This window comes from Rossellomorea orangium, from assembly GCF_019334305.1.
Lineage (GTDB): Bacteria > Bacillota > Bacilli > Bacillales > Bacillaceae_B > Rossellomorea.
The window spans coordinates 1-12,811 of record NZ_JAHWGH010000001.1; the positions used below are offsets into that span (position 1 = coordinate 1).

At 44.4% G+C, this 12,811-nt stretch carries 6 protein-coding genes, 3 tRNA genes and 1 riboswitch; of the genes, 2 read left to right on the forward strand and 7 right to left on the reverse strand.

The genetic code is table 11. The features are described 5' to 3' along the window. Positions 1–63: 63 nt before the first annotated feature. The 4 genes from KYJ26_RS00005 to KYJ26_RS00020 all read right to left on the reverse strand — a co-directional run bounded on the left by KYJ26_RS00005 (position 64) and on the right by KYJ26_RS00020 (position 1,998). Positions 64–139 (reverse strand) — tRNA-Thr (locus KYJ26_RS00005). 68 nt (positions 140–207) lie between these two features. Next, positions 208–283: transfer RNA gene (locus KYJ26_RS00010), tRNA-Val, on the reverse strand. Positions 284–289: 6 nt separating this feature from the next. Further along, positions 290–364: transfer RNA gene (locus KYJ26_RS00015), tRNA-Glu, on the reverse strand. Positions 365–675: 311 nt separating this feature from the next. Further along, complete coding sequence (locus KYJ26_RS00020) at positions 676–1,998, reverse strand: S-layer homology domain-containing protein (RefSeq protein WP_219165319.1); 1,323 nt, start codon at positions 1,996–1,998, stop codon at positions 676–678. Between the two features lie 319 nt (positions 1,999–2,317). On the opposite strand from KYJ26_RS00020, the gene KYJ26_RS00025 reads away from it, so the two are divergent. After that, on the forward strand, positions 2,318–3,382 hold the full coding sequence (locus tag KYJ26_RS00025) for an S-layer homology domain-containing protein (protein ID WP_219165321.1): 1,065 nt from the start codon (positions 2,318–2,320) through the stop codon (positions 3,380–3,382). A gap of 350 nt (positions 3,383–3,732) precedes the next feature. Next, a riboswitch (cyclic di-GMP riboswitch) is annotated at positions 3,733–3,818 on the reverse strand. Positions 3,819–3,988: 170 nt separating this feature from the next. Here KYJ26_RS00025 and KYJ26_RS00030 read toward each other — a convergent pair. Next, positions 3,989–6,097: a class I SAM-dependent methyltransferase gene (locus KYJ26_RS00030; RefSeq protein ID WP_307513330.1), complete on the reverse strand. Its 2,109-nt coding sequence runs from the start codon at positions 6,095–6,097 to the stop codon at positions 3,989–3,991. Positions 6,098–6,189: 92 nt separating this feature from the next. Here KYJ26_RS00030 and KYJ26_RS00035 point away from each other — a divergent pair, with 92 nt between their 5' ends. After that, on the forward strand, positions 6,190–6,552 hold the full coding sequence (locus KYJ26_RS00035; protein WP_219165323.1) for a DUF948 domain-containing protein: 363 nt from the start codon (positions 6,190–6,192) through the stop codon (positions 6,550–6,552). Positions 6,553–6,591: 39 nt separating this feature from the next. On the opposite strand, the gene KYJ26_RS00040 is transcribed toward KYJ26_RS00035, so the two are convergent. Continuing rightward, positions 6,592–6,915, reverse strand: a complete 324-nt coding sequence (locus tag KYJ26_RS00040) for a DUF5658 family protein (protein WP_219165325.1) — start codon at positions 6,913–6,915, stop codon at positions 6,592–6,594. Between the two features lie 261 nt (positions 6,916–7,176). Continuing rightward, positions 7,177–12,759 carry a pullulanase gene (locus tag KYJ26_RS00045; RefSeq protein WP_219165327.1) on the reverse strand — a complete coding sequence of 1,861 codons (5,583 nt, stop codon included), beginning with the start codon at positions 12,757–12,759 and terminating at the stop codon, positions 7,177–7,179. Between the last annotated feature and the right edge of the window lie 52 nt (positions 12,760–12,811).

The window sequence follows — 12,811 nt, forward strand, 5'->3', positions numbered from 1 at the left end:
CCTCTGATTAAAAGTCAGATGCTCTACCAACTGAGCTAATGGCTCATCTTATAAAAAACCAAATGGTGCCGGCAAGAGGACTTGAACCCCCAACCTACTGATTACAAGTCAGTTGCTCTACCAGTTGAGCTACACCGGCAAGGTGAAAAGGATAGATATTTTGCTGATGCAAAACAATGAAGTTTATTTTACTTTCGTAAAAAAACATGGTGGAGGATGACGGGATCGAACCGCCGACCCTCTGCTTGTAAGGCAGATGCTCTCCCAGCTGAGCTAATCCTCCGTGTTTTGGTGACCCATACGGGATTCGAACCCGTGTTACCGCCGTGAAAGGGCGGTGTCTTAACCGCTTGACCAATGGGCCGTTTATTACATTGTCCTCTCGAGGACATTTATTACTATATCAGTTAATTTCGCAGAAGTCAACTTCTATTTAACACTTTTTATTATCGCAAACGAAATACCTCAAACAATATTCATCACAGAATTTAAAGATATCACAGAACCTACTTTCATAGCAATATTTTTTAGATTCTCTAATTCATTAAGTTTTTTTCCTATTAATACAATGAGCACGTGATTAAAACTATCTATGATTGTTCATCATTTTGCCTACCCCTCTTACCTTTTAAGTATATAAAAAACCGAGGAATTAATCCCCGGAATTTAAGATTATTAAAGTGCTTTGTACTTATATAGTAGATGATTAAGCTTGGACGTTGGAGACTGGAATGAAAAATATAGTTCATATCCTGCCTCTAATCTATAGTACATCAGCCAAGAATCGTCGGCTTCACTATAACCTTGAAAGAGGGGGTTGCCAATTCGATCCTTTATTTCAGCAGGGGTTTTACCGATCTTTCCACCATCCATAATGATTGCTCCAATGGGAGAATCTATATTACTATCTCCACCAAAGTAGGTACACCCATTAAAGTCCCTTCCATAACCGCCTTCGTAATATCCCTTCCATTCAGGGTCATACGGATAAAAATTCATGACGTCCCTGGATCGCACATCGTCTACTGAGAATTCACATCCATTTAAATAGCCGTTATTTGCGAGATCCATAAAATGTTTATTTAATATGGAAGCTGAAATGTCCTCTTTTGCACCTATAAGTACCTTGTAAGTATAAGCTTTTTTTCGATCGTTTTCCCCTGGCATTATGGTGATAGTCCCTATTCCGGTTTTTATAGGTACTATAGTCTGTTCGTTTTCAAATCTTAATACATCGTTATCTACTATTACCCTACTTTTTTCATTTGTTAATTTTTTTAGAGAGATGAATTGGAAAGGTTTCAGCACAAAAAGCTTTCCATTATGGTGATTAGATTCTATTTCCCCCTCGATGATATGATAATTTATCTGTACAGGTTTCACGACAGGCATCGTTACTTTGAATTTGCCATTCAGGGCTCTAGCAAGAAAAGCGGAAAATTGTTCCCTTGAAAGCTCTTCCTGTGGCCGAAACGTTCCATCATCATACCCCTGAGTTACTCCTTCAGCCACTATTTTTCCTATCGAAGAAAAGGCATTCATGTTTGGAGAGATATCATAGAAGAGGATATCCTTAGATATTTCTAAGTGAAACGCACGAGCGATAATGATCGCCATCTGCCCCCGAGTTACGATGGCATCCGGTCTAAACGTTCCATCAGGAAACCCCTTTATGACTCCTTTATTCACAGCTTCAGCAATATAACCAGAAGCATAGCTCTCCCTTGAAACATCCGGAAAAGGCACTTCTCTCTCTTCTCCATCGAACTCCAAGGTTCTACCGATCATTGCGGCAGCTGCTGCTCTGGTCACCTTTTCCTGAGGACGAAAGGTACCGTCTTTATACCCTGTGATGATGTCTTTATCTATAAGATAAGTAATTTCCGGATAAAAACGTTGTCCTTCATTAATATCATTGAATGTTGCAGCATAAGTAGCAGGTGTCAGAAGTAAAAGAGTAACAAGTAAAGCAGGCAAACAAGTAATAAATTTTTTCATTTTCGCACCCCCATTATGTAGATATATTGTGAACGGGAAAAGTATATACCTTTTTATTCCATTCTTCATAAAGAACGCCAATACCTCCTTAAACGGAAAACATATATATCTATTAGACTTAAGTGAATGTGAATATTCATCATTATTAGTAGACTTACATTATTTAGTCTTGTTTGACTGAGGAAGTTGTAAAGGTAGAGGTGGGCAGCTTTACCCACTTACATTCCATTTGTGGTTATTAATACCATTGTGACATAACATTAACATTTGTTACAATTTTGTTGTAATTTATTTCAATAGGGAATTAGGGGGAATGACGGTGCATTACATAAGGACTGGATTGGTTATTTTACTTTCATTTCTGTTAGGGGTTGGAGCTTTTTCCAATAATGCCAGCGCAAATGAAAATTCGTTACAAAGCTACTACATTTCTGATATGGATGTCAGCGACTTCGGGTTTGGTGAAGTTAACGACTTTGTTTCAGCAGATATTATTGATGGATTTCTAGATTCTAAGACCGGTGATATGCTTTTTCAACCGAATAAGAATATTACCAGAGCTGAGTTTACTAAAATATTAATAAATGCCATGGGAATTGAAACGAACTCATCTTCCCAAATTTTTAAAGATGTGTCCCCTAATAAGTGGTATTTCGATTATATTAATACTGCTAGTTCACTTGGGATCGTGAACGGGTTTTCGCCAGACCAATTCCAACCAGGAAGTTTCATTACACGTGGGCAAATGGCAGCTATGATTGTCAGAGCTTTTGAAGATACCATCCCGTTTCCAGCTTCAGTAGGGCAAATCTTTCCTGATGTACCCTCTCACGTCAGATTCGCAGATGAAATCAACAAAGCCGCTTCATTAGGTATCATTCAGGGTCATCGTGATAACACGTTCAAACCAGGGACTCTTGCTGATCGTGTGCAGGCCGTAGTCATTATGTACCGCGCGCTTTCAAATGAGACTGAAAGTTCAGTAGAGGAAAATGACGTAGCAAGTTTTGTACAGGAATTTCTAACAAATGAATCCGAAGCATTTTCAAAGAACATTTCAATAGAAGTGTACAATAAATACACAACTGGCTTTTACAATGCTTATGCCACAGATATCGTTAGGCGTAACAACGAATTAATAGATCAGGGGTACGAGGTTACGTTGTCTTCTGATTTAACTAATATGAAAACATCCGTAGAATTTCTGACGAATCGTTTTGCTGAAGTAAAAGTTACGGGAACAACCAATTATGGGAAATACGTTTCTCCTGAGGGTAAGATCAAAGAAATCAATTCTACAATGAATAATGGTTACTACTTCCTCAAAAAGACTGAAAAAGATGGATGGAAGATTTACGATCAGTATCCTGAAGAAAGTAAATAGGTATTTGAGAAATTAACAACAAAAAAACGAGCAAGGAATCTCTTGATTCCTTGCTCGTTTTTTTAATAACGTTTTCTTAAATGCCAATTATCTGAACTAAGGTCGTCATCTGTATCCGTTCACTTTTACTGAAAGTTTCTTATTGTTGTATTTAGGTTATTCACTTTCGTTTCGTGATAACTTACTTTTTTTTGTAACTTCACTTTAATTTTGGAGTCGATACAACTATCAAGTAAGATCTGGTGATAATGTAATCTCACAAAATGCCACTTGTGTTTTATTTTCACAATACGCTTTTTATACATTCTTAACATATCCTCCCTCTGTTTCATAAATCGCAGGAGTCCGTTTTCGGCAGCTGGCAGGCATCGCCCATAAGACATTAGCCCCTTTAGCATTGCGTCACCATTTTTCAATGGATTTGCCCTTGTCGTACGAGTTATGAAAAGAATAAAACCACACGTCATCTATGAATATTTAACCACAAATAATAACATAAAAATGAATCATATTGCCCACTTTTAGAATCTTACCACATAAATCAGAAAGGTGAACGAAATATTCTTAAAAGAATATCTCGGGACGAATGGAACATATCCCTTGATCCTATTGCCATCCCTTCTTCTCAATCACAATAAAACACGTACTATCCGGAAGACATACTGGAATTCCCTCTTCGTCTGTAAGCTCGATTTTGGGTAACAGATGCCCCTCATACCCTTCCTGCAGGTAATGTTCAAATATCAGAATATCCACTTGATCTCCAAGAGTCCTGTGGATGAATTCCCGAAAGGCAGATGGAGTGAAGTAGCCGAATTGCTCCTGCACTTCGTGAGGGTATGCCTCCTCTCCCCATGTATACGTATAGAGGAATTCCATCGCATCGTTTACATTCAATAGGACCGCATCTTCTCCTGCTGAACTATAGGTGATCGCTCTCCCTTTGAAATCTCCGACGTATCTCTTGAAGAAAGCGAGACCATGTGGATCTTTAAAGCGAATGATACGCTTCTGCTCTAAAGGCTCTGTCATGATACCGTCCCGGATGATGATTCTGCCTTTTGGCCTCAGGGCTTTAAGGGCGCTCCTTAAGGTTTGGGCGATGACTTCATGATTGAACTTTTTGCCCTCGTAAGGGATATAGGAAAACATCTCATGAAGGATGGAAGAGAATACAATTGTGTCGGCCCCTTCCTTCCCGATGTAGTCTTCGAGCTTGAGAGCATCTCCCTGCATGACGTCCCATGGGGCATTTTCCCGTTGCTTCTTCCGCTTCAGTTCCTCTACCACATTGACGGCAATGTCGATTCCTATGACTGCGGCCCCCGTATGGTGACGGGTCAACAAATTCAGCATGACTCCACCGCCCGGACCAATATCAATCATGGTCTTCCCAACGGCGTAGTCAGAAATCTTCTTCTTGAAGTCCTGGGAGCTATTCATATCACTCAGGTAGGTTTGCTCATTGTTCAGTCGGTCGTAGGCATCCTTCCTGAAGTTGAATAGGTCATATAATAGAACGATTGCCCGGTCATATAGAGGTGATTTCTCAGCTTCCTGACAGAATTCAATTAACTTCTCCCCTGCCCGTGAAAAAGAAAACCCGACTCCCGCCATCTCTTCATGTCCATGAAGGGGAGCAGCCTTCAGTGAGACATGCTCATTTCCAGGAAGCTTTCCATTGAGGATCTCCCTGATCGTGTACTCGCCAAGATACGATTCTATGATTCTTTTTTTGTAGATATTGACGGTCTTTCGGCCTTTATAATCGTAGTAGAGTTCCTTCATCATTGGCTCAAAGGAGAGTTGTTCCAATGAAGAATACCGCTTCTTTTGTTCAATGAGCAGAAAAATCTTCATACACTCTTCAAACGTAAAATCGGTAAGGGCAGCCTCCACATACCACATATCCATTCGTTGAAAGAACCGGTCCAGAAGGCTTTCCGCCTCGGGGTTAGCCAGTATCCACTCATTATAGACAGCGTCAAAGTCTTCACCTCGTAAAGCAGCTTGGCTTCTGAGCCTTCGCAATCTTTCGGGTAAGGTCTGTTCCCGGTCCATATCCCCGTTACAGATCCAGCGGTTCACCTCTTCCATTTCCTCACGTACCGAATCCCAGACTTCAGGGGATACCCCCGCTACAATACATTGATTCAGTACATATAGGTGTGGAAACATTTCTGGTTTGACGATACGTATCAGGGGCTCCATGGATGAGTACCGGACTTCCCCCCTGATGTATTGCCCCGAGAGTCCGTGAGTCTGGATCAATACGAACAGAAGCTCCTCCCGTTCACGATTCCGTTCTTCTTCAGATCGTTTTTCCATTTCTGCGGCATAAATTTGGGCCGACCCTATGTTGTGAATGGCAAGTTGAAAACCCTTGTCAATCCACTCTTTTCTTTGATGAGGAAGTCCGCACTTAGCCGTTTCACTCCACTTCAGAACTTCTTCCACGCATTCTTTCTGATCATCGGGTAAACTCAATCCATCCAGCACATGAAGGGTTCTTTCCACGTAATCCAATACCGGATTCTTTGCCATCTGTTCAAGTGATTCGACTTGCTCCAGGTTCACATTTTTCTCTTTTGTTAATGAAAGGTATTTTAACCATGTATGTTCCCGCAGGATAAGGGTATTCCCAGATTTCAGCTCTTCTATTGCGCGTAAGGATGAAAGCATCGTCATCGCTCCCTCTTTTGATTTCATTACCATTCCATTTTACCCCACCTCTCTCCCATTCTGGTAAGGAATGTATAAACTCCCCTCGTCATAGACTTAAAGTAGAAAGAAGGGAGCTGGTCTCAATGCTTGAGTGGAGTGCTGCCATAGCAGCCGTCGCATTTACGATCCTCGTTGTATATCTGATTTTGACATTAAGAAGGGTCATGAACACACTGGACGAAACAAAGAAGACCCTCGCTGATACGAGGAGCGCCGTAAATGGCATTACAGAGGAAGCAGAAGAACTGATTCATACGGCCAATCAAATTTCCGTTGATGTGAAAGGGAAAATGAAAGCCGTGGATCCATTGGTGGAATCCGCACATGACGTCGGGGACATGATCCAGAGTGTGACAAGCTCGGTGAAACGGGCAGCTTCGCAAAATCGCACACCTAAAACGATTCATACTCATGAAAGCAAGCCGGTGCAAATTAAATTGAAATAAACGACAAAGAGGCCGGAACTGGGCCTCTTTATTTCTAGTCTACGCCAGTCCCGTCCCGCTGCCGGCGACCTCCCATAACCAATAACCGTGCATCAGGCAAATAACACTATAGGATACTGCTGCGGTGATAGACACAAGAAGTAACGCTTTTGAAGATCGTTTCAGAGGGTTGAGGTGATAAAGAAGGATGAGAAGAAACACGGACAAACCTCCCTTGAAGAGAAGAAACAGCCATGGATTTGTGTGATAAAGGGTATTCATGAGAGGGTTGGATTCGGTTATATGTCCGTAATGCAATCCAACCATGGTCAGGAATGCGTCTAAGAGGTTGAGGAGTAAGATATATAGAAGCAGGTATCTCATAAACTGATTTCTCCCATCCATTATAAACTGCAGGAACGTTCATTATAATGAATTACCCTACTTTCAATTAAGAACAAACCTCTTCTATAAAAAAAATGAGGCTAATCACTTTTAAACAAACGTTTAATGAGTTCTATTATCGTTAGTATGTATAAGAAAGAACAAGCTATTCAAACGTTTGTTTAAATAGCTTCATAAAAAAATCTCAACCTTACGAATAAGGTTGAGATCATATTCGACGGGAGCATCCCGACAAACCGATTAATGCTTCTTTTTATTCTTCTCTTTCTTCCCCTTCTCATCCACTTTAATCACCACAGTGGTCAACGGATCCAGCGTCAATGTACCTTTCGTAAATGAGAAACCGGACTTCTTCGAGACAGGTTTTGTACCCGCTTCATCGTTATCCACGACTACTTTTCCTTTCGAGAAGTCATATTCTCCGATTGACAGAGTACGAGCTTTGTTATCTGCGTTCACAAATACATAGTACTCACCTGTTCCATCGGTGGAAACATTCTTATACGCAAGGAGCAAATCGGTATCACCCATTTCAGGAATATCCATCAGTGATACATTCTGATCCACCAGCTCTTTGTCCCCTAATCGGAACGCATTGGTCGATCTTCTCAGCTTGATCAATCCTTCAGTGTATTCCCTTGTGGTTGTGTTTATCTCGTATTTCTTTTTGTTCGTTGCTTTTTCCCAGTCAAACATGTTGATGGCGTCGGATGAATCGTAGGAATCGTGGATGAAGTAGCCGAATGGGTCTCCATTTTCGTCCTCTAATTCATGGTATTTCTGTTCAGGTACTCCTTCACCGAGCCACTGCTTGGTTCTTCCGTATTCCTGGCCGGCGTGGAGAAAGGCCGTTCCCTGGGATGTCAGGATCATGGAGTTGCCGACTCTGATCCGCTTATGGATTTCCAGGTTGTTCTCCGGAATAGCTGGATCTTTCTTAATCGATTGGGCAATCACATCGTACAGCGGCAGATTATCATGGGCTGCGATGTATTGGACCATGTCGCCCGGGTCGTCGTCAGCCGTGTTGCCCGGCTGGCCTTTGATGTTGTTGAAAATCGTGTTAATGTCGCGCGCCCCTCCTGTCAGGAATCGCGGCTCACCTTCTGAACCAAATCCGGATTTCAGTTCGTTACGGATTTCGTCTGAGAACACGCCCACGTCGTCCGTTTTATCCATCCAATCCTGATCGGCTCCCATCCCTTTTAAGGAAGGATCTGAAAGGTGACCGGCGAATGTTCTCCAGCCTTCCCCTATGAAGAGGGCGTCCGGGTTGATTTCAGCCGCTGCGTCATATGCTTTCTGGACTGCTGGATAGCTAGCGTCCCCCATCATATCAAAGCGCATACCATCGATCTTGTATTCGTCGAACCAGTATTTCACCGAGTCCACCATCAGCTTCTCAGCCATTACATGGTTGGTAGCGAGGTTATTCCCGAAGCCTCCAAGGAAATTCCCCTGCTCATCCTGGAACGCATAATAGTTTGGAACAATGTCATTCAGTGTACTTGTTTTCGCCATATGGGTGTAAACGACGTCGAGGACGACTCCCATACCCTTGTCATGGATGGCATCAATCAAACGCTTTGTTTCTTCAATTCGTAATTGCGGATCAGTAGCATCCTCTGAATACGCACCGTCCGGGGAGAAGTAGCTGTGAGGATCATAGCCCCAGTTGTACTCATTGCCCCCTGCGGAATATTCAAGCTCCCGTTCACCCATCTTCGTTTCATCGCCGTAATACCAGGCCATGATCGGAAGCAGCTGGACGTGGGTCACACCCATTGATTTGATGTAATCAAGCTTCTTGATGAAGGCATCATACGTGCCCCATCGTTCTTTTTTCAAATCCTTCTCAATGGACGGATCAGACGTGAAGTCACGGACATGGATTTCATAGATGACCGCATCCTCCCGTTTTTCATAACCGTCGATGGAGGCATGACTGAATTTCTTAGGGTCCGTCCCTTTCAAATCAACGATCGCCGCTTTTCCAACGTTGTCGCCGTCAGGGCCTGCTTCACCTTCTGTGTTCACGGTGAAGGCGGCCATGGATTTGGCGTACGGATCCAGTACTTTTTTCGTTACGCCGTCATTCGTGACTTCGTATTGATAGTAGTAGCCTTTCAGGTCTTTCACTTTTAAGTCTTTCGCTTTGACCTCTGTCGACCAGACGCCTTTTTCACCAAGCGTCAATTCGATGCTGCCGATTTTCGTCGCCGCATCTTTTTTATCATAGAAGTTTGCGACCACTTTGCTTGCTTTCGGAGCCCATAGTTTTAAGGTTGCATCGCCCTTCTTGTATGTCGCCCCTAGGTCGTCTCCATCATAGGCATACTTATTATCAAGGAGCCTCCATCCAGCTGCTGCTGAAACGGTCCTGCCTGAGTAAGTGATGGAAAGTGGCAGTTTCTTCAGGTCAAAGTCAGCCTTCACTTCCACTGTTTTATCTCCCGTGATCTTGACGCTGTTGACCGTTATGTCCGCTCCGTCCTTGTCCTTGAGTGTTAATCCGGACATGAGCGCTTCCTCTGTCAAACCATCTGTCATCGTAAAATTCAAACGGATTGTGTCATCGGAAATGACTTCAGATGATACAAGTCCCGTTGCCACGTCACCATGTGGGGAAATGAAGACGTTATCTTCGCCGTGCTTCACCCATAGCTGATCATACTTATCGAGAAGGTTGAAGGTTTTGTCTCCTCCGTCTTTCTCACCGGTTTCCTCATTCAATACAAGGAAGCCGATTTGTTTGGCGTCTTCATTCAACTCAACGTCCACATAAGCACCGTATCGATCCTTTTTAGAAAAATCCAGTGCGCCTGTCGGCCAGTTCTCTGTCGGGGATTTCACATCGCCCCACGTCCATAGACCGAAGTTTTCATAATTCCCGTCTTCACGGTCATAGTGGATGCGGACCGTATTCGCAGGCAAATCAACCGGCTCATACGTGTACACTTTGTCCGATCCCTGCTCGATCCAGATTTCATTGACGTCAGGTGATGTGATGGAGAAGGCTTTGTCTCCTCCGTCTTTTCCTGCATCACCTTTTGTCACATCCATGACAAGGAATCCGATGTTTTTCGCTCCTTCTGCAAGTGGAACGTCAATGTATGCACCGTAGCTGTCCGTTTTCTCGAACATCGTGGCGCCTGTCGGCCAGTTGGCAGATGGAGATGCCACATCATTCCATAGCCACGCACCAAAGTTTTCGTAGTTGCCGTCAGTGCGGTTGTAGTGGATACGGATGTTGTTTTCCGGTACGGGTTCCGCTTCTGGATCTTCTCCGCCACCGGAACCTGCCACTGCACCTGTGATGTTTCCACCTTCAACGGTGAGTAGTGCCGTACCGCCGTCTGCTTTCTTCGGCAGGGTCAACGTTACTTCACCCGCACCAGTCGTCGTGTAGGTTTCCCCAGAATAAGCGTTCGTCACGACCGCATCGGGAGAATCCACTGTCAACGTGATCTCTTTCGCTTCGTCAGCCACGTTCAATCCGACGTATACCGAGTCGTCTTTATAATCGCGGGAGAATAAGAGAAACTTATCGCTGTTCGATCCTCCAACAGTATGTCTCTCACCCTTCGCGAACACATCCGAGTGCGCACCCCGGAAGTTCAGGATCTCCGTGTAGTGATCCAGCACATCGTTGTTCTCTACATCTTCCCAATTAAGGTCATAGCGGTTATCATACTGAGGATAATTATTCGCTCCGCTCTGCCCAAGCTCTTCACCGTAGTAGATGACTGGCTGCCCTTTAGAGGTTGCCTGAAGGGATGCCGCAAGCTTCAATTTACCCTCGTCCCCGCCAAGTGAATACAGGAATCCGTCTTCATCATGGCTTCCAAGGAACTGACCGAGTGTGGCCGTGTTATCGATCTTTCCGTTCCGGGCCGTCAATTTATCATTGGCCGCTTTCAGGTTGCCGTTCACAAATTCACGGGCGATGTCCTTGAATCCGAAGTCGAGGAGGGAATCCATCATGCCTGTATCCAGGTAGCCGTAATCATTGTCGGCACTTGCACCCCATGCTTCCCCGATCATTTTGTGCTTTGGCATTTTTTCCGTGATGGCGTTTTTGAAAGCCATCCATGTCGCGTCTTCCACATGCTTCACCGTATCGACACGGAAATAGTCGATGGTATTGCCTTTATCTGTCTTCGCTTTCTCGATCCAGTCGGTCTGCCAGTCGATGATCTGCTGGCGCACTTCAGGATTTTCGGTCATCACGTCAGGAAGTCCGGCTAGTTCACCGACCACTTCGTCTGTTCCGACATTGCCCTGACGAAGGATATCGCTGTACTTATCACGCTCGGCGTCCGTAGGATATCCGGCTGGACGCTGATCCGCAGGCAGCTCGCCGTCGATTTCTTTCAAGCCGTAACCAGTGTGGTTCAACACGACATCCACCATGATCTTGATGCCGCGGTCGTGGGCCTCATCAATCAGATTATGGAAATCGTCCATGCTTCCGAAGTGCGGGTTGAGTTCGCCGAAATTGCTCGCCCAGTAGCCGTGGTAGCCGAAATATGGCTCTCCTGCTTCCCCTTTTCGCACATCATACTTGATATTTTCCACAACCGGACTGATCCAGATTGTGTTTACGCCGAGCTTATCAAGGTAATCAAGCTTTTCCGTGATTCCTTTGAAATCACCGCCTTGATACGTTCCGCGTTTCGACTGGTCGTAATTCAGGTTGTAAGGATCATCGTTCGACGTATCCCCGTTGAAGAATCGGTCTGTCAGCATGAAATAGATGATGGATTCATCCCAGTCAAGGTCGGAATCCCCGACAGACTGCCTTGCTTTCACTTCGATTTCAGTGCTTCCTTTGTAGACGTTCCCGTAAGAGTCCGTAACGGTTAACGGAATCGTTTTCGTCCCTGCCGTAATGTCGTCATCAACGGAAAGGGTCACTTCATTCAGCGAAGGATCGATTTCAAGCTTGTCGGATCCTCCTAATGAAGAAACGTCCGCCGTGATTTTTTGAATGTTCAGGCCGTCTGTCAGACCGTCAATTCCGACACTTAAGACAGCGTTTTTATTATAGTCCACAGCTGCAGGAGCCACGGACCCTGTCACACTTAGGTCGGCTTTTTGAAAATCAAGAACTGATTTTCCATCGACGGTATTGTACGGATCACTCACTTCCGTCGTCACGCCATCTTTTGTGACTAAAAAGCTGTACTCATTTTCCCCGTTAGGAATGTTTTCGTATGGGAGGATGAAGCGCTCATTCTCCGGCTCATACGTCATTTCCTTTGTTTCACCGTTGTATTTCAATTCGACTTTATCAATACTGTCCATTGCATCGTTTTTGAAAAGGTCTTTGTCACGATAGTAGAATGTCGCGTTACCTTGATCGATGACCGGAGCCGAACCATCGGGAACAATGCGGATCTTCTCAACACCGCTTGTTATGTATGCCTTGGTGAGGGTGTCGTTCTTGTTCACCTTGATGAAACGGTCTCCGAATTCCTTCTCCGCCGTATTCCAGTCCTCTGTACTGCGAAGGACGAATCCGAATTGCTCGGTTTCAGGTGCCACGGCGATGTTCGCGGTCGCCACTCCGTTTTCATAGGAGTCGAAGTTGATTTGATCATCCTTCACACCTGTGTTCCATGCCCATATGTTCCAACCATCATACGTTTCGTCTTCACGGTAATACGTGAAGCGAACCGTGCGGTCACCGGAATCCGCTGCTGTCGCCGTTTCATTTCCATCGGCAACGGCAGAAGCCGCCGGAGTAAATGGTGACCACAGACTGATCAGCATCATCAGTGTCATAATCATTGAGATGTGTCGCTTTTTTCCATTTCTCATTCATGTTTTCCCCCTTAATTGGATAAGTAATATAATAGAAGTGCTCGTGGTG